This is a genomic window from Nonomuraea sp. NPDC049028, from assembly GCF_043197735.1.
In the GTDB taxonomy this organism is placed as follows: Bacteria; Actinomycetota; Actinomycetes; order Streptosporangiales; family Streptosporangiaceae; genus Nonomuraea.
This window is the reverse complement of record NZ_JBICTR010000001.1, coordinates 1,019,046-1,045,277: the sequence shown is the minus strand read 5'-3', so window position 1 is coordinate 1,045,277 and position 26,232 is coordinate 1,019,046. Positions and strand designations below refer to the sequence as shown.

19 protein-coding genes are annotated in these 26,232 nt (G+C 72.1%); 5 read left to right on the top strand and 14 right to left on the bottom strand.

All coding sequences use genetic code 11. The annotated features are described in order from the left end of the window. Positions 1–20: 20 nt before the first annotated feature. The 8 genes from ACGFJ2_RS04620 to ACGFJ2_RS04585 all read right to left on the bottom strand — a co-directional run bounded on the left by ACGFJ2_RS04620 (position 21) and on the right by ACGFJ2_RS04585 (position 12,085). The gene (locus ACGFJ2_RS04620) at positions 21–3,242 is read right to left on the bottom strand and encodes an AMP-binding protein (protein ID WP_393464613.1); all 3,222 of its coding nucleotides are present in this window, start codon (positions 3,240–3,242) and stop codon (positions 21–23) included. Further along, complete coding sequence (locus ACGFJ2_RS04615) at positions 3,239–4,429, bottom strand: nucleotide disphospho-sugar-binding domain-containing protein (RefSeq protein ID WP_393464610.1); 1,191 nt, start codon at positions 4,427–4,429, stop codon at positions 3,239–3,241. The genes ACGFJ2_RS04620 and ACGFJ2_RS04615 overlap by 4 nt, the downstream gene beginning before the upstream one ends. Beyond that, positions 4,426–5,658 (bottom strand): nucleotide disphospho-sugar-binding domain-containing protein, encoded by a 1,233-nt coding sequence (locus ACGFJ2_RS04610; protein ID WP_393464607.1) that lies wholly within the window; start codon positions 5,656–5,658, stop codon positions 4,426–4,428. Before ACGFJ2_RS04610 ends, ACGFJ2_RS04615 begins: the two co-directional genes overlap by 4 nt. Positions 5,659–5,727: 69 nt before the next feature. Continuing rightward, positions 5,728–8,220, bottom strand: coding sequence for a nucleotide disphospho-sugar-binding domain-containing protein (locus ACGFJ2_RS04605; protein ID WP_393464604.1), 2,493 nt, complete (start codon positions 8,218–8,220; stop codon positions 5,728–5,730). A gap of 14 nt (positions 8,221–8,234) precedes the next feature. Next, positions 8,235–9,431, bottom strand: coding sequence for a nucleotide disphospho-sugar-binding domain-containing protein (locus ACGFJ2_RS04600; RefSeq protein WP_393464601.1), 1,197 nt, complete (start codon positions 9,429–9,431; stop codon positions 8,235–8,237). After that, positions 9,431–10,390 (bottom strand): alkaline phosphatase family protein, encoded by a 960-nt coding sequence (locus ACGFJ2_RS04595; protein ID WP_393464598.1) that lies wholly within the window; start codon positions 10,388–10,390, stop codon positions 9,431–9,433. The genes ACGFJ2_RS04600 and ACGFJ2_RS04595 overlap by 1 nt, the downstream gene beginning before the upstream one ends. 25 nt (positions 10,391–10,415) lie before the next feature. Next, positions 10,416–11,084, bottom strand: coding sequence for an SDR family NAD(P)-dependent oxidoreductase (locus ACGFJ2_RS04590; RefSeq protein WP_393464595.1), 669 nt, complete (start codon positions 11,082–11,084; stop codon positions 10,416–10,418). Beyond that, positions 11,081–12,085, bottom strand: coding sequence for an LLM class flavin-dependent oxidoreductase (locus ACGFJ2_RS04585; RefSeq protein WP_393464592.1), 1,005 nt, complete (start codon positions 12,083–12,085; stop codon positions 11,081–11,083). The genes ACGFJ2_RS04590 and ACGFJ2_RS04585 overlap by 4 nt, the downstream gene beginning before the upstream one ends. A 135-nt stretch (positions 12,086–12,220) precedes the next feature. On the opposite strand from ACGFJ2_RS04585, the gene ACGFJ2_RS04580 reads away from it, so the two are divergent. Next, positions 12,221–13,363: a nucleotide disphospho-sugar-binding domain-containing protein gene (locus ACGFJ2_RS04580; protein WP_393464589.1), complete on the top strand. Its 1,143-nt coding sequence runs from the start codon at positions 12,221–12,223 to the stop codon at positions 13,361–13,363. Positions 13,364–13,471: 108 nt separating this feature from the next. Here the strand turns inward: ACGFJ2_RS04580 and ACGFJ2_RS04575 are convergent, their stop codons facing one another. Genes ACGFJ2_RS04575 through ACGFJ2_RS04555 form a run of 5 tightly spaced genes read right to left on the bottom strand, consistent with a single transcriptional unit; the run spans position 13,472 to position 19,771 of the window. Next, on the bottom strand, positions 13,472–14,311 hold the full coding sequence (locus tag ACGFJ2_RS04575; protein WP_357951602.1) for an ABC transporter permease: 840 nt from the start codon (positions 14,309–14,311) through the stop codon (positions 13,472–13,474). Then, positions 14,280–15,251: an ABC transporter ATP-binding protein gene (locus tag ACGFJ2_RS04570; protein ID WP_357951616.1), complete on the bottom strand. Its 972-nt coding sequence runs from the start codon at positions 15,249–15,251 to the stop codon at positions 14,280–14,282. The genes ACGFJ2_RS04575 and ACGFJ2_RS04570 overlap by 32 nt, the downstream gene beginning before the upstream one ends. Positions 15,252–15,256: 5 nt before the next feature. Then, positions 15,257–17,719 (bottom strand): PEP/pyruvate-binding domain-containing protein, encoded by a 2,463-nt coding sequence (locus ACGFJ2_RS04565; RefSeq protein ID WP_393464586.1) that lies wholly within the window; start codon positions 17,717–17,719, stop codon positions 15,257–15,259. Beyond that, entirely contained in the window at positions 17,716–18,549 is an 834-nt protein-coding gene (locus ACGFJ2_RS04560; RefSeq protein ID WP_357951599.1) for a class I SAM-dependent methyltransferase, read from the bottom strand. The genes ACGFJ2_RS04565 and ACGFJ2_RS04560 overlap by 4 nt, the downstream gene beginning before the upstream one ends. Before the next feature lie 31 nt (positions 18,550–18,580). Continuing rightward, positions 18,581–19,771: a nucleotide disphospho-sugar-binding domain-containing protein gene (locus ACGFJ2_RS04555; protein WP_357951597.1), complete on the bottom strand. Its 1,191-nt coding sequence runs from the start codon at positions 19,769–19,771 to the stop codon at positions 18,581–18,583. Between the two features lie 169 nt (positions 19,772–19,940). Here ACGFJ2_RS04555 and ACGFJ2_RS04550 point away from each other — a divergent pair, with 169 nt between their 5' ends. Continuing rightward, positions 19,941–21,101, top strand: a complete 1,161-nt coding sequence (locus ACGFJ2_RS04550; RefSeq protein ID WP_393464581.1) for a nucleotide disphospho-sugar-binding domain-containing protein — start codon at positions 19,941–19,943, stop codon at positions 21,099–21,101. A 38-nt stretch (positions 21,102–21,139) separates the two neighbouring features. Here the strand turns inward: ACGFJ2_RS04550 and ACGFJ2_RS04545 are convergent, their stop codons facing one another. After that, the gene (locus ACGFJ2_RS04545) at positions 21,140–22,921 is read right to left on the bottom strand and encodes a BTAD domain-containing putative transcriptional regulator (protein WP_358182699.1); all 1,782 of its coding nucleotides are present in this window, start codon (positions 22,919–22,921) and stop codon (positions 21,140–21,142) included. A gap of 930 nt (positions 22,922–23,851) precedes the next feature. Here ACGFJ2_RS04545 and ACGFJ2_RS04540 point away from each other — a divergent pair. Genes ACGFJ2_RS04540 through ACGFJ2_RS04530 form a run of 3 tightly spaced genes read left to right on the top strand, consistent with a single transcriptional unit; the run spans position 23,852 to position 26,227 of the window. Further along, positions 23,852–24,094 carry a DUF6059 family protein gene (locus ACGFJ2_RS04540; protein ID WP_357951592.1) on the top strand — a complete coding sequence of 81 codons (243 nt, stop codon included), beginning with the start codon at positions 23,852–23,854 and terminating at the stop codon, positions 24,092–24,094. Beyond that, a complete protein-coding gene (locus ACGFJ2_RS04535; protein WP_357951591.1) occupies positions 24,088–25,740 on the top strand; it encodes an acetyl-CoA carboxylase carboxyltransferase subunit alpha in 1,653 nt (550 codons plus the stop codon). Before ACGFJ2_RS04540 ends, ACGFJ2_RS04535 begins: the two co-directional genes overlap by 7 nt. Continuing rightward, on the top strand, positions 25,733–26,227 hold the full coding sequence (locus ACGFJ2_RS04530) for an acetyl-CoA carboxylase biotin carboxyl carrier protein (protein ID WP_393464576.1): 495 nt from the start codon (positions 25,733–25,735) through the stop codon (positions 26,225–26,227). The genes ACGFJ2_RS04535 and ACGFJ2_RS04530 overlap by 8 nt, the downstream gene beginning before the upstream one ends. The last annotated feature ends 5 nt before the right edge of the window (positions 26,228–26,232 follow it).

Sequence of the window (26,232 nt, the reverse complement as noted above, 5' to 3'; positions counted from 1 at the left end):
TTGTGTCGGGGGCTTGACGTTCAGGTGTCCGTCATCCTGCGGACCTCGGCGAGCCACCGGTCGGCGAGCCAGGCGGCGTCCGCGTCGGGCACGGCGTCGCGGCGGTAGCGCAACAGACCGCCGGAGCCGGGGCGCAGGTGCAGCGCCACCTCGGCCATGACGCTGCGCAGCGGCACGTCGATCAGCTCGGCCTGGACGTCGTCGGCGAGGGCGAGAACGCGCTCGGGGGCGAGCTCCTCGACCTGCAGGTAGGCCTGCAGCAGCGGGTGCCGCCGGTGCTCGGCGGGGACCTCGGGCATGAGCTCGTCCACGGACAGGATGGGGGAGCTCATCGCGGCGCGCAGCTGGCGGGCGGCGGTCTCGACGAGCGCGGCGGGCCCGCGCTCCGAAGGCGGCAGCCGCAGCGGCACCAGGGAGGCGAAGCAGCCGACGACGTCGTCGGCCTCGGGCAGCGACCTGCCGGAGACGGGCGTCGTCACCGCGAGGTCCTGGGTACCTGTGTAGGCGCGCAACGTCTCCACGTAGGCCGCCGCGTAGACCGCGGTGGCGGTCCCGCCCGCCGCCGTCCCCGCGCGGGCCGCAGCCTCGGCGAGGGCGGCGGGCAGCGGTATGGGCAGTTCGCCCGCGGGCCCCTGCATGGACAGCCAGGCCGTACGGGGGAAGCGCATGTCGCGGACGCCATCGGCGAGCTCGCGCCAATATCGTACGGCTGCCGCCCTGCGCGGCTCCTCCCTGGACCGCTGGCGGGCCAGGGTGCGGTAGTAGAGCGGGGGCGGCCCGTCGAACGGCGTCACGCCGCCGGCCAGGGCGCTGTAGGCGCGAGCGAGGTCGCGGCAGAACACCTGAGCCGACCACTCGTCGAAGGCGATGTGGTGGACCGTCACGGCCAGCAGCCAGGTCCCGTCGGCCGAGGGGAAGAGCCTGGCTCGGATGGGGATGGCCGCCGCGAGGCGGAAAGGGGCCAGGGCCCACGCCCGCGCCGCGGCCAGGGCGTCCTCGCCGGCCCGTGACGTGTCGTCCAGTTCCAGCAGCCCCGCGGTCTGCTCGGGCGTCAGCAGCACGGACACCGGGCCGGCCGCGCCCGCGGAGAAGCGTACCCGCAGCGCCTCGTGCCTGGCCGTCACGGCGTCCAGGGCCGCGCCCAGCTTCCCCAGGTCGAGCGGGCCGCGCAGCCGGTACAGGATCGGCAGCATCGTCTCGTGCAGCTCGGGGGCGACCTGCGCCGCGTGCCAGAATCCCGACTGGGGGAAGGGAACGTGCGGCGGGCCGCACCGCTCCTGCTCCTCCGGCCGCCACGCGCGCGGCTCGCCGATCTCCTCCGCGCCGTCGGCGGCCACGGCGGGCCGCCCGTCCAGCAGCACGGCCAGCGCCTTCGGCGTCCGGTGTTCCAGCACGTCGGCACCGGTGATCTCGCGCGCGCACAGGGCCAGCAGCCGGTTCGCCAGCCGGATGGCGGTCAGCGAAGTGGCTCCCGCCTCGAACAGGTCGTCGCCGGGAGCGACGGGCCGGTCCAGCAGGTCCCCCGCCACGGCGCACACGATTCCCACCGCCGGTCCCACGGTTCCTAGCACCGGTCCCGCTGATCCCACCGCTGGTCCCGCTGGTCCCATCCGCGTCCCGGAAGGACGTCCGGACGGCGGTCCAATCGGTGGTCCGGACGACGGTCCCCCGGTGACGGGTTCGATGGAAGGAAGCAGCGCGATGAGCGCCTCCTGGTCGACCTTGCCGTTCGGCGACATGGGCAACGCCTCCACCGGCACCGCCAGGTCGGGCACGAACCCCGAGGGGAGCACGGCGGCCAGACTCGCCCTGAGCGCGTCGGGCGTGATCTCGGCCCCCGGTTCCGGCGTGTAGAAGACCGCCAGGCGTGCGGCGCCGTCGGGGGCGGGGACCGCGACGACGCTCACCCTGGTGATGCCGGGGATCCGCTCGGCCGCCCGCTCCACCTCCTCCGGCTCGACCCGGACACCGCGGATCTTGACCTGCCTGTCCCTGCGGCCGACGAAGACCAGGCGGCCCTGCTCGTCGCGGCGAGCCAGGTCTCCTGTCAGGTAGACCCGATGGCGTTCGCCGTCGAGTGTCAGGGTGGGGAAGGCCCTGGCCGTCTGCTCCGGGTCCCCGCCGTACCCGAGTGCCAGGCCGTCTCCCGCGGCCGCGATCTCCCCCACCTGGCCGTCCGGCACCGGACGGCGCTCGTCGTCGAGCAGGTACACCGAGGTGTTGGCCGCGGGGGTGCCGATCGGGATCTCCGGGGGCCGCTCCGGGCCGGCCAGCTCCCACCGGGTCGTGGTGATGGTGTTCTCGACGGGCCCGTAGGCGTTCACGATCCGCAGATCGGGGTGGCGGCGCAGGAGGATCTCCAGGTGTTTGGCCGACGCGCGCTCGCCTCCTGTCACGAGCAGCCGCAACCCGGCCAGGCAGCCGGGGTCGTCCTCGGCGAGCGTGTTGAGCACCGCCGACGGCACGCACATCGACGTCACACCGTCGGCCAGTGCCGCCCTGATCTCCAGGGACGACAGATGCGATCCCTCGTACAGCACACAGGTCCCGCCGCGGATCAACGGCACCCACAGCTCCAGGGCGAACACGTCCCAGGCCACGGGGGCCGCCTGCAGGGTGACCATGGGGCCCTCGGGGATGTGCGGCAGGTCGTAGGCGGTTCTGACCACCCCTCTGTGCGGCGCGAGTACGGCCTTCGGCTCGCCGCTGCTCCCGGAGGTGAGGAAGACGCAGCAGGCCTCCGTACCCGGCCCGCCGCGCTCCCCCGCGCGTATCCGCCCCTCGTCGGTCAGCAGCGTGGCCGGCTGGATCGCTCCCGGTACCTCGGGGTCGCCCGTGACGCACACGCGGACGCCCGCCCGCGCCGCGAGCTGCCGGTACCTGGGCAGCGGCCAGTCCTCGGGCACCGCGGCGTACGTGGCGCCGCAGATCAGCACCCCGAGCAGCACGGTCACGAGTTCGGGCCCGCGTGACAGCCGGACCGCGACCACGTCCCCCGGCCGCACGCCGCGCACGGCGAGACCGGCTGCGACCCGCTCCGCGGCCGCCAGCAGGGCGGCGTAGGAAATCGGCGCGCCCCGCCAGCGCAGAGCGGGCGCGTCGGGATGGCCGGCCGCCGCGCGGGCGACCAGCACTTCGACCCGATCCCCATCCGGATAGCCGACCTTCGGCCCGTGCGACCCGGCCGGCGCCTCGACCCGGTCCCCGTCCGGCCTGGCCTTCGACCCGTGCGACCCGCTCATCGTGTGCTCCCCGCGAAGGCGAGTTCGGTCAGCGTGCGGGCCACCAGGTCCGGGGTGGGCTGGGCGGCCGACTCGGCGCGCAGGCGGCCGGCGGCCAGGCCGTAGGCGGGGGTGCCCAGGAGGTCGTCGACCAGGCCGGCGAGCTTGTCCGGCCCCGTCTCCTCCAGGAAGGCGAAGCGGCCGGCCCCGGTCCGGGCGAGTTGCCGGGCGTTCAGCACCTGGTCGGGCACGGGTGGCAGGACGAGCTGCGGAATTCCGCAGCTCATGGCCGTCATCATGCCGCCGAGACCGCCCTGGCTGACGAACAGGTCGCAGGTCGGCAGGATGAGCTGCAGCGGCACGCCCTCCACCACCCGCATCCCTTCGGGCACCTGGCCGATCTCCTCGCGCGCACCCGGCGGCACCGCGGCGACGATCTCGGCGTCGACGCCCTTGAGCGCCCGCAGGACGTCACCGATACGGAAGGAGCGGCGGTAGAAGCTGCCGACGACATATCCCCAGGTGACGCAGATCCTGCGTCGCTCGGGCGGCTCGGCCAGCCAGGCGGGCACCACGCCGGGGCCGTTGTAGGGGATGTAGCGCATCCACAACCGCCGTACGTCCGCGTCCACGTGCTCGGTCGGCCCGATCTGCATGCTGCGCGGGCACGGGTCCACGGTGGCCACGCCCAGGGTGTCGATGGCGTCCAGCTTCAGTGCCGCCCGGTGCGGAGCGAGGGCCTCGTGCGCGAACTCGTGGAAAAGGTAGCTGTAGTCCACCCCCCAGCCGTGCCGTACGGCCGGGATGTCCAGCAGGGCCGCGACCATGGGGCCCGCGTAGGTGGTGGCCTCGTACACGATCAGGTCGGGGCGCCAGGCCCGGGTGAAGTCCAGGCTGTCGGCGAGCATGGCCTCGGCGATGCGCAGGTAGGGCGCGAGCGTCCAGATTCCGTGCTTGCGCAGGTCCGGCCACTCCAGCGGTCGAGTCCCCTCCTCCGCGACCAGGTAGCGGTAGCCGCGCTGCAGCAGGGCCTGGTCGAGGGCGGGCCCCGCCGGTACCGCGGGCAGCCCGGCCTCGGTGATCGTGGGGATCAGCGTGGGCTGGCTCACCACCCGCACGTCGTGCCCGGCCAGGCGGAAGGCCCAGGCCAGTGGCACCAGCGGGAAGAAATGCGTCTTCCAACCCCACGTCATGAACTGGACCCTCATGTCATGTCCCTTTCGTGGGCCTTCCCCGGCAAGTGCGCGGTCCCCTGCAAGTGCGCGGTCCCCTGCAGGTGCACGGTCCCCTGCAGGTGCGCGGCGACTTCGGCGGGCCCGGGCCGCCGCCGGTTCTCCCCGCGCAACTCGCGCGCCGCCGCCGCGTGCCCCGGCTCACTGAGCGTCTTTTCCACGGCGGCGCGGATGTCGGCCGGCTCTCGTGCCTCGGGCGGCAGGTGGACGCCCGCGCCCGCCGCCGCGATCCGCTGCGCGTTCAGGGTCTGGTCGGGTAGTTGCGGCACGACCACCATCGGGACGCCCGCGACCGCCGAGGTCATCACCGTCCCAGAGCCGCCCTGCGTGACCAGCAGGTCGCAGGTGGGCAGCAGCAGGTGGAGCGGGAGCATCTCGACGACCCTGACGTTGGCGGGGACCGTACCGAGCGCCTGCCGGTCGCGCTCGGAGACCGCCGCCACCACCTCGATGTCGGCGTCACTCAGCGCGTCCAGAACCTGCGCGATCCCGCTCCGCCCGGCGGCGAAGGTGCCCATCGTGGTCCCCCAGGTGACACAGACTCTGCGCCGATCCGGCGGATCGAGCAGCCAGCGGGGCATGACGCCGCTGCCGTTGTAGGGGAGGTAGCCGACCGGCAGAGTCGGGCAGTCGGTGGGAATCTGCAGGCCTGCCGGGCAGGGGTCGACCGTCACCACGCCCTGCGGGGCGAAGGTGTCGACGCCCAGCCGCTCGCGGTGCGGGTCGAACACCTCGAGCTCGAACTGCCGCGCCTGGTACTGGAAGTCCACGCCCCACAGGTGCCGTACGTTGACGATGCCCAGCGCCGCGGCGACGAGCGGGGCCGCGTACGTGGTGGGCTCGTGCACGATGAGGTCCGGCTGCCAGGCCCCGGCAAGGTCGAGCAGGTCCGGCAGCATGGCGTCGGCCATGCGCTCATAGAGCGCCAGCGGGCGGCGCTTGCGGGGCGCGCCCCGCTCATCGCGGCTCATGTCGAGTGGCTGTCCCTGCGCGGCGGGACGGCTCATGAACCGCCGCATGATGTCCGAGCCGTCCACGTCGTGCCCCACGGCGACGGCCGGCAACCCCGTCTTGACGATGAGCGGCAACAGGCTCGGCTGGCTGGCCACCCTGACCTGGTGTCCCCCTGCCTGGAACGCCCATGCCAGCGGGACCATCGGATAGAAGTGCGAAGGCCACGCCCACGAGGCGAACAGAACCCGCACAAGCACCTCCAGACGTCGCGATCTGCCGCCAGCATCCGCCGCGGCCCTCAAGCTGGGGTCGAGTACGGCTCACGCCACCCGCTCGGCCAAGCCGAGGATGCCCGGCAGCCCGGCCACGACGTCGTGGTACGTCGGCCGCCCCGCCATCTCCCGCCCCAGGTGCCTGAGCGGTGCCCGGTGCCCGGTGCCCGCCAGGAGCTCGGCCACGGCCGCCCGCACCCGGTCGGCCGTGAGCTCGGCCGGCGGGACGACAAGCCCGGCTCCGGTGGCCGCGAACTGGTGCGCCCGCCAGGCGTGGTCGGGCAACTGCGGCAGGACCAGGGCGGGCACGCCGGCGGTGACCGTCGTCAGCAGACTCGCGTCATCCCCCGCCGTCACCAGGACGTCGCAGCCGCGCAGCGCCTCCGCGAGGGACGGGGACTCCCCCGTGACCTCCACCGTGACCTCCACAGTGCCCGAGACCTCCGCCGCGCCCTCCAGCGCCGCGGTGACCAGGCCGGTCACGGCCTGCTGCTCAGGCAGCCACCAGCTCTCGGCGCCCATCGCCACGCAGACGCGCCCGGCCCCGGCGGGCAGCGGTCCCGGCGCTCCGCTGTGAGGAACGAAGCGCACGGGCAGCCGTGGCGACCCGTCAAGGGCCTGCATGCCTGTCGGGCAGGGGTCGATCGTGACGGTACCCGACATGTCGGCGTCCGCCAGGCCGTGTCGGGCCCACAGCGGCTCCAGCGCCGCCGCCTCCACGGCCTGGGTGATCCAGCCGAAGTCCATGCCCGGCAGGTGCCGTACGGCCGGCACCCCGAGCACCCGCGCCACCAGCGGGCCCGCGTAGCCGCGCGGGCCGAAGACCACCAGGTCGGGCCGCCAGCACCGGGCGAACTCCAGAGTCTGCCCGATCGCGGGACCGGCCAGCCGCAGCCCCCGCTCGACCGAGCCGACCAGTGCGTCCCGGTAGGACAACGCCCACGGCGTCAGCTCGCCTGACGGGTCGGCCAGTTCCTTCGCGAGATACAGGGCTGGACCGTACCCCGCGTGGTACTGGGCGGTGACAAGAGCCGCGCACTCGTCGGCCGCCGGCAGCTGCGCGCGCAGCGCGGCTCCCACATCGGCCGGTTCTCCGACGGCCACCGAGGCGAGACCGGCGTCGCCCGCCTCCCGCTCCATCGCGGGGGTGGCCGCGAAGCGCACCTCGTGCCCGGCGAGCCTGAACGCCCACGCCAGGGGAACCAGCGCCCTGGCCGGGCCCGGGCCGCCGTACCCGGGCGTGAACAGCACCCGCAGGCTCCTGGCGGGCGGCCGCGCGGGCATCGCGCGTACGGAGGGCACGGTGTTCGCGGTGCTCACCGTACTCACGGTTCGCTTCGCCGAGCCCGCCGCCCGGCGCGCCCGGACCCGTGGCCCGATCAGCGACTCCAGCTCGGCCACCACGCGCGCGGGCGCCGCCTGCGCCTCCGACTCGGCACGGAGGGTCGCGGCGGCTTCGCCGTACCCGGGGGTCTCCAGGAGTTCGGCCAGATGGGACCTGAGGGTGTCGGGGTCGGCTTCGTGCGGGAGCACCACGCGGCCGGCGCCCGTCGAGGCCAGCCGTTCCGCGTTCAGCGCCTGGTCGCCCACCTGGGGGGCCACGAGCTGGGGCACCCCGTACGCCAGGGCGGTCATGACGCTGCCCATGCCGCCCTGCGAGACGAAGGCCGCGCAACTGGGGAGCAGCAGGTGCAGGGCGAGGCCGTCGACGAGGCGGACATTGCCCGGCAGCGGGCCCATGTCACGCGCGGCCTCGGCCGTGACGGCGGCGACGATCTCGACATCGAGCTTGGCCGCGGCCTCAACGATCGCGCCGGTGAGGGAGCCGGAGGTCATGTGGATCCATGACGTCCCGCCTGTGACGCAGATCCGGGGCCTGCCGGGCGGCGTCAGCAGCCAGCCGGGCATGACGGCGGCGCCGTTGTAGGGCAGGTAGCGGGCCCGCAGCCGCTCCACGGTGACCGGCACATCCGGGCTCGGCGGCACCTGCATCCGCTCGGGGCACACGTCCACGGTGATCGCCCCCGTCGTCTCCAGCGGGTCCAGGTCGAAACGCGCGCGCAACGGGGCGAGGGCCTCATCGTCGAACTCGCGCAGCAGGTAGGGAAAGTCGACCCCCCACAGATGCCGTACGGCGGGCACGCCGAGGTCGGCGGCGGCGACCGGGCCCGCGTACGTGGTGGGCTCGAACACCACCAGGTCGGGCCGCCATGCCCGGGCGAGCGCGAGGGTGCCGGGGATCATCTCCTCGGCCAGGCGTACGTAGAGCCGGGAGTTCAGCGATCTGAGGTGGCGCAGGTCGGCCGGGCCGCTGGACCGGGTGCCTGGCCGCCGCGGCCCGCCGACGTCGCGAATGGCGGCTCCGACGTCCCGGCTGTGACCCACGGCGGAGACCGGCAGCCCGGCCCGGGTGACCGCCTCGGTCATGGCCGGCTGAGTGGCCACCAGCACGTCGTGCCCGGCGGTCCTGAACGCCCAGGCCAGCGGGATCATCGGGTAGAAGTGCGTCGGCCAGGCCCAGGAGGTGAAGAGCACGCGCATGGGATTCAGCCCTCTCAGCGAGCTGTCAGGATGGCGATGAGACGGGCCGCCACATCCGCGGGGGCCGGGCGAGCCCGGATCTCGTCGCGCAGGCGGACCGCGGCCTCGAGGTAGGACGGGGTGTCCAGCAGGAGCGCCAGCTCCCGCCGCAGGATGCCGTCCTGGATCTGGTCCGGGGTGAGCGCGCGCCCCGCCCCGTGTTCGGCGACGCGGCGCGCGTGGGCCAGGTGGTCGGGGAGCTGACCCACCGCGAGCTGGGGGACGCCGCGGACGAGCCCGGTGAGTACGGTGCCCGCACCGCCCTGGGAGATCAGCGCGTCGCAGCCCAGGAGGGTGCGGCCCAGCGGCTCGTCCTCGACGACCCGCACGGTCGGCGGTAGGTCGCCGAGCAGGCGCCGGTGCCCGGAAGCCGCCGCGACGACCACCTCGAGCGAGGGATCGGCGGCGACGGCGCGGGCGACGCGGCCGGCCAGGAAGAGCTCGTCGTCGAGCCTGGCCATGGTGTGTCCCCAGGTGACGCAGACCCGGCGACGGCCGGCGGCGGGCGGCGGGAGTGCCCGGTCGCCGTCGCCGTGCGGGATGTAGTCGCCGTGCGGGATGTAGTCGCCGTGCGGGATGTAGCGGATGGGCAGGTCTCCCGGCCGTGCGGGTCCCGGCCAGGGATCCACGGCGGGGGCGGTCACCGGGTCGATCGGGGGGAGCCCGAACCGGTCGCAGAGGGGTTCGAGCGCCCTCGTCACCGCGACGGCCGCCGGTCTGAGCAGGTCCAGGCCGTACAGGTGGCGGATGGCGGGGACGCCGACGCTGGCGGCGGCGACCGGGCCCGCGAGGGCCGTCGGGTCGTACAGGACCACGTCGGGAGCGAACTCCCTGGCCACGTCCACCAGATCGCCCGCCATCTCCTGGGCCAGATCCGCGAAGAGGCCCAGGACCCGCGGCGCCCCGCCGGGGCGGGGCGGCGGGACGGAGCCCGCGACGGAACCGACGACGGAGCCGACGATGGAGCCGACGGCGAAGCCGCGGAATGCCGGGAGGACGTCGCGGTCGCCGCCGACCGCGACGGCCGGGAGCCCTGCCGTCGCGGGGATGCCCTTCACCGCGGGCGGGACCGCGAACAGCACCTGATGGCCCGCCGCGGCCAAGGCCCCGGCCAGCGGGAGCATGGGATGCACGTGCGTGGCCCAGCCCCACGCCGTGAAGAGCACGCGCATCAGAAGGTGAACGCCGATCGCATGCTCTGGGTGGCGGGATCGCCGGCCTGCTCCAGGTGGTCGGGGATGCCGAGCAGTTCCTCGGTGGTGCGCAGCAGCGAGTAGTGGTTGAAGAACGTGTCGGACTTGGCGCCTGGGCGGGTGGAGGGGGAGACCACGAAGGTGGGCACGTGGCAGGTCTCGCTGCGGGTGGTCACGCACTCCTCGTCGGTGCCCAGGCCGTACCCCTCGTCGAAGGAGACGATCACCGCGGTCTTACCGGACAGGTACGCGCGGCTGGACAGGATGCGCAGCAGCCACCCGCCGAGCCAGGTGTCGCCCGCGGAGAGCTCCGTACCCGATATGTCGTGGTCCTTGTCCGCGACCAGGAACGAGAACGCGGGCAGAGTACCGGCGCCCAGGTCGTCGTGGAGCGCGCCCGACCTGGGCGTGCCGGCGGGGACGTTCCAGCGGGCGCAGTCGTCGGCGATCTGCGGGTAATAGGGCGCGGGGTTGTGGTGCACGACGTACGGCTCGGCGTCGGTCGCCCGGCAGTTCTCCGGCATCCCGTCGGAGTAGATCCGCCATTCCCTTCCCTGCGCCTTGACCTGGTCGAGGATCGAGGGGAACGGTGCGTAACAGTAGTCGGGGACGCCGGGGTCACAGGAGGCCGGCGCGCCGTGCCAGTCGACCCCGCTGGTGGCCGCGATGTAGTTGCGGAAGGAGGGATGGGTCATCCCGTAGTAAGAGGTGGCCGTGCCGCACTGGTGGGCGAGCAGGTTGAACGCGGGCGCGTCTTTGTTGCCGATGAGCTGGCCGTAGGAGGTGTTCTCCAGCCAGATCCAGATCACATGGTCGTAGGTCTGCGGCGCCGCCGAGCGCCAGCCGCACGGGTAGGAGACTGTGGCGGCCGCCGCCGGCGAGGTGAGCAGCGGTGTCAGGCCGATCAGCAGCGCCAGCATCATGAGCGTTCTTCGCACGGGACCTCATCAGTTGTCGGATCGGTTACCAGGGGATGCTTCGCCGGGACCGGAGGAACTCGCCGGTCGGCCCGTCGTCGGGGAGAGTTGCGGCCCAGACGACGTCGGGCGCCGCCTCCTCGGGCGAGGTCGTGGCCTGGGGCATCATGCGGGTCCTGACCATGCCGGGGTTGACGGCGTTGACCAGGACTCCGGTGCCGTGGACGCTCTTGGCCAGCACGACCGTCAGCGCGTTGACCGCGACCTTGGAGACTGTGTAGGCAGGGGTGCCCGCGTGCAGGCCGCCCGCGAAGGAGGCCGTGCCGCTGGAGACCATCACGACGCGACCCCAGCCGCGTTCGACCATGCCGGGGACGAAGGCCCGCGACACCCGCCACGAGCCGAGCGTGTTGACCGCGAAGGTCCGCTCCTCCACGGCCGGCTCACCCGCCCGCCCGTCCAGCAGGATGCCCGCGTTGTTGACCAGGATGTCGACGGCGCCGACGCGGTCGAGGGCCTTGGCCACCGACTCCTCGTCGATCACGTCGAGCCGGACCGCCAGCGCGTCGTGCCCGATGGCGCGGGCGGTCTCCACGGCGGCCTCCCGGTCGCGGGCGGTGACGATCACCCGGTGCCCGTTCCTGGCCAGCAGTTCGGCGACCGCGCGCCCGAGACCTCTGGCGGCACCGGTCACCAACGCGGTTCTGTGCGTCATCGCGACCTGCCCACCGAAGCCACCGAAGCCGCCGAGGTCGCCGAGGTCGCGGCGGTGGTCGCAGTCGCCGCAGCGACCGCAGCGGCCGCAGCGGTCGTCGCGCTCGTCGCGGTCGTCGCCGTCCCGGTCGTCGCGGTCGTCGCGGTCGTCGCGGTCGGCTCGACCAGCCCGGCCAGTCGCTCGAGCTGGTCGGCGCCCGCCGCGCAGGGGAAGAACACCAGCTCGTCGCAGCCCGCCTCGGCGTGCCGGTCCACCACCGCCGCGACCTGCGCCGCGGTCGTCACCGCGCCCGAGGCCACCCGCCCCGCGTAAGGGCCGAGCCCGCCGTAGCAGGCGTCGACGTACGCGCTGACCTGGTCGTCCGCGCCGGGCCCCAGCGCGTAGTAGACCAGGGCCATGAGCCTCGGCCGGTCGGTGCGGCCCGCCGCGCGCCACGCGGCGGTGAGCCGCCGCACCCGCGCCTCGTACGGCTCGGCGGAGCCCGCGCCCGCGATCCAGCCGTCGGCGTGCAGAGCCGCTCTGCGCAGGGCGGCCGGCGAGTGACCTCCCACGATGATCGGCGGCCCGCCGCCGGACAGCTCAGGGCCGACCCGGGCGGCGCCTCGCCAGACGCCGCGCATCCGCGCCAGCATCTCGTCCAGGTCCCGGCCCCGCTCGGCGAACGGCGCGCCGGTGGCCGTGTAGTCGTCCTCGCGCCCGCCCACGGCCACGCCCAGCATCAGGCGGCCGCCCGTCAGCAGGTGCAGCGTCGCCGCCTGCTTGGCCAGTAGCGTGCCGTTGCCACGCAGGGGGCCGAGGAGCACCGTCGTCGCCAGGCGCACCCGGGTGGTGGCGCCCGCCACCATCGCCAGCGTCACCATCGGCTCGTAGTTGCCGAACACGACCCTGTCCAGAGCCGCGACGCCGGCGAAGCCGTACTCCTCGGCGGCGCGCGCCCATCCGACGACTTGGTCGGGGCCCGTGCCGGGAACCATGGCCGGCAGGCCAACACTTATCTCCATAGGACAGTCCTTGTCGGAGGGACAGCACCTCACCCGAGAAGGTGACAGTGGCGTCTGGAGTCCCGATCGAGGCGCGCTCGCGGGGCGCTCTCCGCCCTCCAGCGAGCCTCGAGGCGGTCCTGCGATGGTGAGGACATGCGTGTGATGATCACCATGTGGGCCTGGGGTCCCTCTCACTACCAACCGCTGGTTCCGCTGGCCTGGGCGTTCCGGCTGGCCGGACACGACGTGATGATCGCGACCCAGCCCCGGCTGACGCGGCACGTGCTGCGCTCAGGGCTGCCCGCGATGCCGCTGGGCACCGACGAGGAGGTGAGCGCGGCGGTCGAGCGCTTTCTCAAGCCGGGAGCCCTGCCCCGCAAAGTGCAGGTGGGCGGCAAGACCGAGTCGCGCACCATCAGGGATTTCGCGCAGATCGCCGAGGCGATGGCCGGGCCTCTGACGGACGCGGTGCGGGCCTGGCGGCCCGACCTGATCGTCTTCGAGGAGACGACCTACGCGGCGCCGCTGGTGGCCGAACTGACGGGGGTGCCCGCCGTACGGCACCTGCTGGGCCTGGACTGCCTCTCACCGCTGCGCTGGACGGAGTCGCCCGCGCTGGCCGAGCTCACCGAGCGGCTGGGGCTCGGCATGGTCGACCTGGCGGGGCGGGTGACGGTGGACGCCTGCCCGCCGAGCATGCAGGTCGAAGGCGACTTCCCGCGCCAGCTCATGCGCTATGTCCCCTACAACGGCACGGCCGAGCTGCCTTCCTGGCTGGACGGCGGCAAGCGCCCGAGAGTCTGCGTCACCTGGGGTACGAGCATGTACCGCTTCGAGTACTACGATTTCGTGGCCGGGAAGATCATCAAAGCGGTCGCGGAGCTCGGCGTGGACGTCGTCGCCGCACTGTCCGAGGCCGATCGCCGCGCGCTGGGCCCGATGCCGGACAATGTGCACGTGGCCGAGACGGTGCCGCTGGGCGCCGTGCTACCCGGCTGCGACCTGGTCATCTCCCAGGGCGGCATGGGGACCACACTGACCACCGCCGCCTTCGGCGTGCCGCACCTGATCGCGCCCGTCCTGCCCGACCACAAGGTCAACGTCGGTCAGCTCGCCAAAACCGGCGCCGGTGACGTGCTGGACGCCGGGGCCGACGCCGCCTCCATCGCCGCACGGGTCGCCGAGGTGCTCGCCACCCCGTCCTTCGCCGAAGCGGCGCGCCGCGTCCAAGCGGAGATCGCCGCGCAGCCGCTGCCGGCCACAGTGGCCGACAAGCTGGTGGAGCTGGTGCGCTAGGAGCGACTTCCAGAAAACGGGGCGGGCCGGTGCGTCACGCACCGGCCCGCCCTCTGTCGTCTTCTTGCTGACGGCTCTACCTGCCGACGGCTCTACTCGCTGACGGCTCTACTTGCTGACGGCCTTGCGGAAGAACCGGATCGAGAGCAGCGCGGTCACCAGGGTCCCGCCGACCAGCGCGAGCATGAACGCCCACTGCGGCATATGCGGCATGACCGGTGTCAGTACGGCGCGCAACGCCTCGCTGAGGTAGACGATCGGGTTGAGCAACACGAGAGCCTGAAGCCAGGGGAGGTTGCCGAGCGCGGCCCAGGGATAGTAGACGCAGCCCAGCATCAGCGCCGGCATCATGATCACGGTGAAGAGCAGGTTGAACTGGGTGGGGTCGATGATCGTCCCCAGTAGCAGGCCCAGGCACGACGACAGCAGCGCCCCCGAGACGACGACGGCGGCGAACAGCGGCCAGCTCGTCACCAGCAGCACCGGCGACTCCCCGGGAGCGTGGGTGAAGTAGAGAACCGGGAAGACACAGATCGCGGCGAGCAGCGCCTGTATCGCGCCCGAGGTGATCTTCTGGAGAGCGAGCGCCCAGAGCGGGATGGGGGCCAGCAGCCGGTCCTCGATCTCGCGCGGGAAGGACATCTGCGAGATGAGCGGCACCGAGACGCCCATGATGCCGGCGTAGATCATCGTGGTGGCGAGGATGCCAGGGATCATGATCGTGCTGTAGGAGACGCCACCGGCGGCCGGGGAGAGCTGGGCCGCCGGCAGGACGTACGAGAAGACGAACATGAACAGCAGCGGCTGCACCAGCACCCGCGACAGGAACGTGAACCACTGCTTGCGCAGCACGACCCTGGCGTCCCTGGCCAGCATCGCCCAGAAGGTGTGGGCCCCGCCCAGGCGCCGCGTCTCCTCAGCGGGCGGCGCGATGTCCAATGTGGTCATTGCGGTACTCCCTTCCGGTCAGCGCCAGGAAGACGCTCTCCAGGCTCGGGCGCAGGGTGGTGATGTCCAGCAGGTCGGCGCCGTGCGCGGCGCCGATGTCGATCAACTCCCGCAACAGGCCTTCTGGCCGGGTGGTGACGACGCGGATCTGCGCCCCCGAGACCGTCACCGCGCTGACGCCCTCGCGCCCGAGCAGGGCCCGCGGCTCGCCGGGCGGCGGTACGTCGTAGGTGGCGGTGATGACGGTGTCGCCGTGGGATTTCTTGAGCGCGTCGACGGTGTCGCAGGCCAGCACCCGCCCCTTGTCGATGATGGCCACCCGCTCGCACAGCGCCTCGGCCTCCTCCAGGTGATGGGTGGTCAGCAGGACCGTCTGGCCGCTCGCGTGCATCTCCCGCAGCACACCCCACAGATCGATCCTGGTCTGCGGGTCGATGCCGGCGGTGGGCTCGTCGAGGAAGAGCACCTCGGGGCGGTTGATCAGGGTACGGGCGATCATCATGCGGCGCATCTGGCCGCCCGACAGCTGTGCCGCCTCCGCGTCGCGCCTGTCGGCCAGCTCGAACTGCTCCAGGAGCAGCTCGGCGCGGGCCCGCGCCGCCCGCCGGGACAGCCCGACATAGCGGCCGCGGAACTCCAGATTGTCGATGACGCTCAGCTCGCGGTCCAGGGTGTTGAACTGCCCCATGACGCCGATCCTGCGCTTGACCTCCAGCGGGTCGCGGCTGACGTCGAAGCCCGACACCCTCGCGACGCCGCCGCTGGGGGTCACCAGCGTGGTCAGCATGCCGATCGTCGTGGACTTGCCCGCGCCGTTGGGCCCGAGCAGCCCGAAGAACTCCCCGCGCCCGACCTCCAGGTCGACGCCGCATACGGCGTGCACCTCGCCGGACGGTGGGGTGTAGGTCTTGCGAAGGTCCCGCGCCTCGATGGCGGACATCGACGTCACGACAGGACCTCCACCAGTCCGGCCCGGCCGTCCACGGTGACGAGCTGGCCGTCGCGCAGCAGCCGGGTGGCGTTGCCGGTCGCGACGACGGCGGGCACGCCGTGCTCCCTGGCGATGATCGCCGGGTGGGAGAGCAGCCCGCCGCTGTCGGTGACCAGCGCGCCGACACTGCCGAACAGCATCGACCACTGCGGCGTGGTCTCCGGGCAGACCAGCACGTCACCCGGCTCGAGCTTGGCGAAGTCGGCCTCGCTGACCAGGATCCTGACCGGCCCCGTGTAGCGCCCGGCCGAGGCGGCCACGCCGCGCAGCAGGACGCCCGGGCTCTGTTCCGGGCGTTCGGAGCCGACCCGGTAGGCGGCGTCGACCCAGCGCATGGGGGCCAGCGCGGCGTGATCGTCGGCGTCCAGCCCGGCCATCGTCTCGGCCACCGGGGGAAGCGTGGGCGGGTCCCCGTAGGACTGGGGCCCCATGTGCATGGCGGCCCATGCCACGCGCGCCGTCTCGGCGGCGACCAGCTCGCCTCGCGGCCGGCCGTCGGCGACGGCCGAGCGCACCTCGTCCAGGTTCAGCATGAACACGTCGGCCTCCTCGGAGATCTGGCCACGCAGGACGAGGCGACGGCCCGTCTCCAGCAGGCCGAGCCGGAACAGGCCCCAGGCGGTGTGGGCATGGAAGGCCGTGTCGTCCCTGAGCGGGTAGGCGATGAGCGCGCGCTCCAGCAGCCGCTCGAACCGGGCGACCGTGTCGCTCCCGGAATCGTCCCCGGAGGTGGCGAGCCGGGCGTGGGCCTCGGCGACCGCCTTCTTCCGTGCCCTGGCCGCCTCAGTGCCCGCGGCGGGGCCGGGGGCCTCGAGCTGGGCGGCCACCAGGCGCAGCAGGGAAGCGGGGCGTTCGGCCATGGTGGGCTCGGCCAGGTCGGCGCCGAGGCAGCGCAGGCCGTACACGTCCATGAACGCCCGCACCCGGGCGGCGAACTCGGGATCGGCGGCGAGGACCCGGTCGGCCTCCGCCTCCTGGAGCAGCAAGTCCCGGACGGCGGGCTTACCGCGGGCCAAGGCCGCCAGGCCGGACAGCTCGCGCGCGGGCTCGCTGGTCTTGCCCGGCGTCCCGGACACCAGCACGAGAACCTGGGCCACGTCCCAGCCGAGCAGTTCCTCGCAGACGGCACCGAGCTCGCCCCAGACCAGGCTGGATGCGCCGCCCACCAGAAAGTGCAGACGTTGCGCCTCGGCGGCCAGTTCGTGCAGCGCGGCCAGCCGGTCGAGCAGCTCGGTGTCGGTCAGCGCCGCCAGGTCGGTCCGCTTCGCGCGGTCGATGCCCGCGGCGATCTCCGGCTCCCAGGTGTCGTGCCAGGAGCTGACGAGCTGCCAGGGTTCGTCGGCGCGCAGGGCCGCCGCGATCCGGGTGAGGCGCTTCAGGATGGCTTCGGGCTCGTGGATGAGAGCGATCCTGACGTAGGACCAGCCCTCGATGCTGCGCACCTGTACGCGGTCCGCGACAGCGAACCTGAACAGCTCGGTGCTGAAGTCATTGACGGCCTGGATCAGAGTGCAGACGTTCATCGGGGACAGCGGCTTGAGCGAGTACTCGCCACGCGTCCAGAATCCGGGCGGCGGCGCTGATCCGTTCGGTGCCCCCGTGTCGCCGAGAGTGGTGATCGGACGGGCCTGCAGCAGCGCCACCGCGCCGCCGTACCAGGCCCACTCCACGTCCACCGGCACCCCCGCCCACGCCTCGACCCTGGCGACCAGGTCGGCGACGGCCGCGACCTCCTTCTCACCGAGCGCGTTCTCGGACTCCGCGGTCCGCGTGGGCCTGCCTTCGCGTACGGACCACTCGTCGGGCGTGGCCTGCCCCGAGACCAGCCGCTCCCCCAGCCCCGCGACCACGCTCACCAGCGTCTCGTCCCGGTCGCCTGTGACGGGATTGGCGCTGAAGGCCACCCCAGCCGCCTCGGCGGGAACCATGCGCTGCACCAGCACGGCCATCGAGGGCTCCCGGTCACCCCGGTAGGCGGCGACCCGGTCATGGAAGGCCGAGGCCCAGCAGGTCCGCACCGCGTCCAGCAGCGCGTCGTGCCCCGTGACGTCGAGCACCGTGTCGTACATCCCCGCGTACGAGCGGCCGGGGAGGTCCTCGTCGGCGGAGGAGGAGCGCACGGCGACGGGGCCGCCGCCGAGCGCGTCGTAGGCCGCGCACAGGGCATCGGCGACCTCACGGGGGACCCCGCCTTCCGGCAGCGCTCCCTCTCCCACGGCTCCCTCCGCCACAGCTCCCTTCGCCACAACTCCTTCCTCCAGCGCGAGGGCCAGCGCACGCGTGGTGAGTACGAACCCGCCGGGCACGAGGAAACCCGCGGCCATGAGCCCGCCCAGAGTGGCCGCTTTGGTGCCGACCTGGGCGGTGGTGGCCCCGCCCAGGTCGGCCAGGGCGAGCGTCAGCGTGCCGGAACTCACCCGACCGGCTTCCGCAGGGCGGCCGTCTGCGTCATCACCGGGTACACCTTCGAGATCAACAGCTCGGGCAGCAGGTCCACGACCCGCTCGAAGTCGAACTCGGGGAAACCGAGCAGCTCGCGCGGGTCTCCGGCGACCAGGTCCAGGCCTGAGCGCTCGACCAGGGCGTGGACGTCCTGGTTGATGCCCCACACGTTCCTGGTCATGACCCCGAACGGCTTGAGGTCCAGGAACAGGTCGACGGTCAGCAGCAGCATCCCGCCCGGACGCAGCAGCTTGACGCAGTGGTCGATGATCTCCAGCGTCTCGGCGGCGTCCAGGTGTTCGAGGACCGACAGGCAGAAGATCCGATCGAAGCTCTCGACCCCGAGGTCGGCGTCCTGGATCCGCTCGGCGACGAGCTTGACCGAGGTGCCGAAGGTGTTGTTGAGCACCTGGTGCCGGTTGGGGGTCAGCAGGATGTAGCCGGGGTCGCTCCAGTCGTTGTAGTCGCTCCTGGCCGTGGGATCGACGTTGACGACGTCGTGCCCCTCCATGCCGGCCACGAACTGGAAGCCGCTGGCGCCGCCGCCGATGTCGAGCAGCCGCTTGGGCGAGTCGAGCTCGGCCGTGAGGTAGGCCCACGGGTATTCGTAGATGCGCGTGTGGCTGGCGGGCTGGAAGGCGAACGGGCCGAAGTCGGGGCCGCTCGGGTTGTGCTGGGCGGCCCGGACGTCCTGCGTGGGATGCCCGCCCGCGGCCAGGCGCCGACCGGCGGCGTGGCCGAACGGGGCGCCCCAGCGCTCGTTCCACTTGCGGTAGTCCTCGGGGAGTTGCTTTCTGCCGATCATGCGGATCTACCTTTCGGGATCACTTTCGGGATCAGGAGTGAGCCGGCGCGTGCGGTGAGCGGGCGGCGAGATCCTCCAGCACGCCCACGATCTCCGTGGGGGCCTGCTGGCTCACCGCCTCGTCGTGCAGGCTGCGCACGGAGGCGCGCAGTTCCTCGTCATCGAGCAGCCGCCGCACATGGGCGCGTACCGCTTCGGGATCGGCGTCTTCGGGCATCAGCACGATGCCGCCGCCCGCTCCCGCGAGGCGGGCGGCGTTGAAGGCGTGGTCGGGGAACTGCGGCACGATCAGTTGTGGCACGCCGCAGACCAGGCTGGTCATGGTGGTGCCCGTGCCGCCTTGATGGACGATGGCGTCGCAGGTCGGCAGGAGCATGTGCAGCGGCAGGGACTCCACCAGCCTGACACCCGCCGGAAGATCCCCCACCAGGGCCGCGTGCCCGGGGGCGACGGTCGCCACGACCTCCACGTCGAGCTCGGCGATGGCCCGCAGCATCGTGCCGGCCAGGACCATGTTCGGGTTGAGCCTGCCCAGGGTGGTGCCCCAGGTGACACAGACACGAGGCCGCTCGGCCGGCTCCAGCAGCCAGTCTGGCATGACTCCCGGGCCGTTGTAGGGGATGTAGCGGATGAGCTGCCGGGGGTACTCCGATGGGACCTGCATGCGCGGCGGGCACGGGTCGACGGTCAACGCGCCGATCGGGTCGACGGGGGCGGAGATCCCCAGCCTCTTGCGCAGCGGCTCCAACAGCTCCACCTCCAGTTCCCGCGCCGGGTAGGCGATGTCGGGCGCCTTGAGATGGCGGACGTTGGGCACGCCGAGCGCGGCCGCGGTCAGCGGTCCCGCGAACCCCGACGGGGTGTGCACCACCAGGTCGGGCCGCCAGGCGCGGCCGAAATCGACGAGGTCGTCCACCATGGCCTCGGCGAGATCCACGAAGATCCGCAGGGCCGCCTTGCCCTTGCCCTTGCGCAGCTCGCGCCAGCGCTCGGGAGTCATCTCCGCGGTTCCGTCGATGCCCATCTGCTGGCGTACGGTCTCCACGAAGTCGATGTCCTTGCCCACGCTGACCGCGGGCAGACCCGAGTTGACGATCGGGTCGATGATCCCCGGCTGCCCGGCGACCCGGACCTCATGCCCGGCGTTGCGCAGGGCCCAGGCCAGCGGGACCATCGGGAAGTAATGCGGGCTCCACGCCCAGGTGGTGAACAACACGCGCATAGGGCGACCACTCCCTCGGGTGACATGTGCTGTCACGGTCGCAGCGAGCGTTCGCGATCCGCTCGAGTATCGATGAGCCGGAGTGCCTCAACCGATCCAGGATCGGCTCACGAGGGGCCGGTCCCACGCTGACGGCCAACCCTCATCGCACCATCGACAGGAGCGCCTCATGCGGGTCCTCTTCACGACGTACGCCGCGGCCTCGCACTACTTTCCGATGGTGCCGCTGGGCTGGGCCCTGCGCCTGGCCGGGCACGAGGTGCGGGTCGCCGCCCAGCCGTCCTTCGCCGCGCGGATCGCCGAGGCCGGGCTGCAGCCGGTCGCCTCGGGCACCGACGCCGACCCGGGCGCCGCCTGGCTCGGCCTGGACCTGACCGTCAGGGGCGACCCCGCGGGCGGCGCCGATGAGCGGACGGTGCGGACGATGACGATGTTCCGGCTCGCGGCCGAGGCGATCGTGGACGACGTGGTCGCCATCGCGCGGGAGTGGCCGGCCGACCTGCTGGTGTTCGAGCCGCGCGAGTACGCCGGACCCGCGGCGGCGCGGGCGCTCGGCATCCCCTCGGTGAGACTCCCCTACGGGATCGACCACACCTCGCCGCGGCGGGGCGCCGAGTGGCCGCTGCTGGCGCCGCTGTGGGAGCGGCTGGGGCTGACCGGCGTCGACGCGGCGGGGACGGCGACGCTGTGCCCGTGCCCGCCCAGCCTGCAGGTTCCCGGCCTGCCCAGCCTGCCCGAGCGGTGGCGGATGCGCTACATCCCGCACAACGGGCGCACCCACGCGCCGGCCTGGCTGCACGAGGGCGGACCCAGGGTCTGCGTCACCTGGGGCACCTCGCTGGCCCAGGCCCGAGGGAATCTGGAGCCGCTGGAGGAACTGCTGCGCGCCCTGGCCGGCGTGGACGGCGAGATCGTGCTCGCGGTGGACCCCGCCCAGCGTGAGCTGCTCGGTGACCTGCCGCCAGGGGTCCGGGTCGCCTGCGGCGTCCCGCTGAACCTGCTGCTGCCGACCTGTGCCGCCGTCGTCCACCAGGGCGGAGCGGGCACCACGATGACGGCCGCCGCGTGCGGCGTCCCCCAGCTCGTCGTGCCCGTCAAGGGCGACCAGCTGGTCAACGCCGAGCGCGTGGCCGCGCGCGGCGTCGGCCTGTCAGTGCCCTACCCCCAGCTGGACGCCGCCGAGGCGAGGCAGGCGGTACGAGTCCTGCTGAGCGACCAGTCGATACGGCGGGCCGCCCTCGAGGTGGCGGCGGAGAACGCCGCCCAGCCGAGTCCGGCCGAGGCGGTGACCACCCTCACCGAGCTGGCCGGCGCATACGCAGGTGCCTGAGCCGGCGCATGCTGGTCGGCGCCCGAGCCGGCGCATGACTAGACAAGACCCAGGATCGGCCCGACGGTCTCCAGGAGCTCCATGGCGAACAGCCGGAACAGCACGGGGATCTGGTAGCCGATGTCGCCGTTGGGAAGGCCCTGCTCGACGGCGGTGTGCAGGAACTGCCTGATGACCAGGCTGTCGAGCGTGCTGTCCACGAGCTGTCTGTCACCCTCCAGCATCGACGCGGCCGCGCCAAGAGTGAAGATGGAGGTCTTGGCCGCCGCCAGGGTGAGCACGGCCGACCGCTCGACATCGTCGAGTTCCTGGTAGCTGGAGGCGATCTCCGCGCGGATGTCGAGGTCCTCGGTGCGCAGCTCGCTGAGCCTGTCGCACTCGTCGCTGAGCCGTACGACCAGCTTGTCCAGCGTCCAGTGCGGCGCGGCGACCAGGCGGTCGGCCGCCGTACGGATGGCCAGCGGCCACAGCCCGCACATCGTGACGATATCGACGGCGGCCTCGGGCTCAGCGGCCACTCGTTCCTTCCCGACGATGTTGCCGAGCATCTCCACCGCCTCCTCGACGGTGAGCAGGCCGATGCGCAGGTGGTCGGCTCCCGCCAGCCCGGTCAGCACGGAGCGGCTGGTGACCACGACCGCCCAGTGCGGGCCGCTCGGCAGGAGCGGCCGTAACAAGGCGGCGGAGGTGGCGTTCTCGAGCAGCAACAGTCCCGCCCGGTTGGCACCCCAGGCCCTGAAGAGCTGCTCACGACCGCGCAGGCTGCTGGGGATCAGATCGGGGCGCACTCCGACCGTCCGCAGGAACCCGGCGAGCACCTCGGCGGGATCGGCCGGCCCGGTGTCGCCGGCCAGGTCGGCGTAGAGCTGGCAGTCGGGGAACCGGTCTCTCACCCGGTGGGCGGCCCTGCTGGCGAGCACCGACTTGCCGATGCCCGCCGACCCCGTCAGCACGACCACCCTCGGGGCGGTCTCGCGCGGGGTGAGCAGCCTGTCCAGGTCGGCCAAATCATCGTTTCTTCCCGCGAAGTCTCCGATGTCCGGCGGAAGCTGCGCGAGCTGCACGTTCTGCAGGATCGTGCCACCCCACGTACGGGCCTGCACGGGAGGCTGCAGCGAAGGCGCGTCGGACAGCACTTCCTGGTGCAGGCGCCGCAGGGCGGGGGACGGGTCGAGCCCGAGCTCCCGGTTGAGCGAGCAGCGCAACTCGTGGTAGACCTCCAGCGCGGTGGAGCGCCGGTCGGACCGGTAGAGCGCGATCATCAGCTTGGCGTAGAGATCCTCGTGCAGCGGGTTCTCGGCGACCAGCGCGCGCAACTCGCTGACCAGCTCGTGATGCCGCCCCAGCTGCAGGTCGGCTTCGACGCGCAGGACCAGCGCGCGCAACATGGCCTCGTCGATCCTGGCGACCTGCGCGGAGAGCAGCGCCCCGCGCTGCACGTCGGGCAGCGCGCTCCCCCTGCACAGGCGAAGGGCGGAGTGGAGCGCGGTGGAGGCCTCCTCGACCTGGCCCGTGTCCAGAGCCGCCCGCCCTCTGGCCAGGAGCTTCTCGAACACGGTCAGGTCGAGGTCGTCGGGCGAGATGGCGGCCACATAGCCGAGTGGCTTGGTGATGAGGATGTCGTCGGCGTGCTGTCCCGCGTGCACGGCGAACAGTTTGCGGACCTGGTAGACGTACGTCTGGAGGGTAGTGACCGCGCTCTTGGGCGGCGACTCGCCCCAGATCTCCTCGATCAGCGTACTGACCGGCACGACGCGGTTGCGATGGGTCACCAGCAGAGCGAGCACGGTACGCTGCTTGAGCGCACTCGGTGTCAGCACTTTATCGCCCTCAGTGACCTCAAGTGGACCCAGCACACGGAATTGCATATGCCACCAGCCTTCGCTTGACCCGCCAAGCGCCAGGCGTCTCCACGGGCGGCAGCAAGCTCCAACGCCTCCGGTAGCCGGAAGGGCAAGCCACGATCATCCGGCCCGAGACAGTGCTACGAAGACCCCGAGAACCACCTGAGACTCGACGCGAATTCCCCGTTAGGGCGAAGCCTTTCAGCTCGCCCTCCGGCCTGCGCCACCTCCGACATACGGCGCCAGAGGCGCTCTGACTAAGTCACATCGAGCAACATATAGAAGCATGTTATTGAAAGTCCAGGGTTTGTGACAGCATCTGAACATAAATCCGGACAGGCCGCCGAAGCTGGCTATTCCCTGGCAACTCTGCCGCGGGCCGCGTCCACAACGAGGCGGGTCGACCTGGCAATGTTTCCGAAAGTGACGAGTGCGTCACCGTTAGGCTGTCAAGAATTGCCCAACATTCCAAAGAACATTGTCAACAGTCATTCGGGACAGTCCAGAACCGCGTTATGTGTCACTTAACGGATGAGGCGCCTACCGTCCGCAACCAGGGCCCCTTGCGGCGCGGGCGAGCCGGCGCCGCCGGATCGCCCGCGCCCCAGAGGGCCCTGGAGCTGCTCGGCGCCGACGGGATCGGCGGACCGACGCCTACCTGGCACCACACGACACAATGATCAACAATGCGAGCTATGTTCCGTTTGTCTGACATAACACTTCTTATGACCGATAGTCGGATTGTCGCACCTCAAGTCGATCTCTACCGATCCTCGAGCGGCGAGACGCAGAGTCACAAGGAAGGACGTCCCCGACAATCTTCTCGCGCCGCCAATCGAGCGAGGCGGAGAATATGACAATTGCTCACATCCGGTAAGGTAACCGGCTGTTAACAAAGGGGGTGCGATGTCCCTGAAAATCATCGGAAAATTTTTCTGGACGAAATCCCGGGCATTCGCCCGCTATTTGACGACAGGTCTGGCGGCGATTGGCCACTCCCATTATTCATGGTCGGGGGACTGGATGCCTCCCGAGGAGGCGATGGTCCCCGGGCACCCTGAGCGTCTCGTATCGCACCTGCGGCCCTCCGACGAGGAGAGGCGACTCTGGGCCCAGTTCGGCAACGCCCCCGATGAGGCCCGATGGTGAAAGGGACCTGGGCGCGCTGCGAGAGCTGCCGCACCCCCGTGTACGACCGGCGGCTGGCCCGCACTTTGCAGGTGTGCCCCGAATGCGGGCACCACGGGCGGCTCGACGCCCGCCACCGCCTTGAGCTGCTGTTCGACGACGGGGAGTGGAAGGAACTGCCGGCACCGCCCGACGCCGACGACCCGCTGGACTTCACCGACATCCGCCCCTACCGCGAGCGCCTGGAACAGGCACGCGAGTCGACAGGGCTGGATGAGGCGATCGTCTGCGCGACGGGCACGATCATGGGGCGTCCCCTCGTCGCGGGCGCGATGGACTTCCGTTTCCTCGGCGGCAGCCTGGGCGGCGGCGTCGGAGAGCGCATCGAGCGGGCGGCGCGACAGGCCCTGAACGACCGGATCCCGCTGATCCTCATCAGCGCCTCGGGCGGGGCGCGCATGCAGGAGGGGGCCCTGGCCCTCATGCAGATGGTCAAGACCAGCCAGGCCCTGACCAGGCTGGACGAGGCGGGAATCCTGACGATCTCGCTGGTCACCGACCCTACCTACGGCGGTGTCGCCGCCTCCTTCGCCGCGCTCGCCGACGTGATCCTGGCCGAGCCGAGGGCGCGCATGGGCTTCGCGGGGCCGCGCGTGATCGAGCAGACGATCGGCCATCGGCTGCCCGATGGCTTCCAGACGGCGGAGTTCCTGCTGGAGCATGGCCTGATCGACGCCATCGTGCCGCGCGCCGAGCTGCGCGAGGTCATCGGGCGGCTGCTCGCCACCGCCGACGGCGAGCGACCTCCCCGTGTGCCGTGCGCGAGGGTCAGCCGGGTCATGGGCCGCCCTGACGACGCCGATCTGTGGCGGGCCGTGCAACTCGCCAGGGATCCCGGCAGGCCCACCGCGCTCGACCACGTGGACGCCATCGTGGACGGGTTCCAGGAACTGCGTGGCGACCGCGCCTCCGGCGACTGCCCGGCGATCATCGGCGGCGTCGGCGACCTGGCCGGGCGGCCGATCGTGGTGATCGGCGTCCAGAAAGGCCACGACCTGCGTGAGCGGATCGCCCGCAACTTCGGGATGCCCTCGCCCGCCGGTTACCGCAAGGCGAGGCGGTTGCTGCGGCTGGCCGCCAAGCTGCGGCTGCCCGTGCTGACGCTCGTCGACACGCCGGGGGCCCATCCCGGGCAGGAGGCCGAGGAGCGCGGCCAGGCCTTCGCCATCGCGGAGAACCTCCGTCTGATGTCCGGGCTGCCGGTTCCCATCGTCAGCGTCATCACCGGTGAGGGAGGCAGCGGCGGAGCTCTCGCGCTGGCGGTGGCCGACCGGGTGCTGGCCCTGGAGAACGCCGTCTATTCGGTGATCAGCCCCGAGGGGTGTGCCAGCATCCTGTGGCGTGACCCGGCCGCCGCGCCGCGCGCCGCCGCGGCCCTGCAGCTCGGGGCGCACGGGCTGCTACGACACCGCATCGTCGATGCCGTCATCCCCGAACCGCCCGGCGGCGCCCACACCGATCCGCAGGCCACCTCCATGGCCGTCAAGGACGCGGTCGCCGCTCATCTGGACGAGCTTGCAGAGCTGGAGCCCGCCGTACTGGTAGAGGAGCGCCGCAGGCGCTTCTCCCTGTACGGAGGCCCGGGAACGGGAGACTTCCATGACTGACACACCACCAACTGACACACCACCGCAGGACTCGGCGGCCACGGGAGCCCTGGCAACGTTGCGGCATCACCTCATCGGGATTCTGGACGCCACCCGCGACCGCCCCGTGGCGCACCTGCGGCTCGCCTTCTCCGGCGCCGAGGTGGAGCTGGCCTGGCCCGCCACGCCTTCCACCGATCCGCCCACCGATCCGCCCGCCGTCCCTTCCACCGATCCGCCCGCCACCCCTTCCACCGTGTCCGGACACGCGGTCGCCGCCCCGCTCGTCGGCACCTTCTACGCGGCGCCCGCCCCGGGAGAGAAGCCGTTCGTCCAGGTGGGCGACTACGTCGTCGCCGGTCAGCAGCTCGGCATCCTCGAGGCGATGAAGCTGATGAACAGGATCGACGCCGACGTGGCCGGCCATGTGGCCATGGCCTGCGTCATCGACGGCACACCCGTCGAGTACGGCCAGGAGTTGTTCGTCATCACCCCGGAAACCTCCTGAGCGCC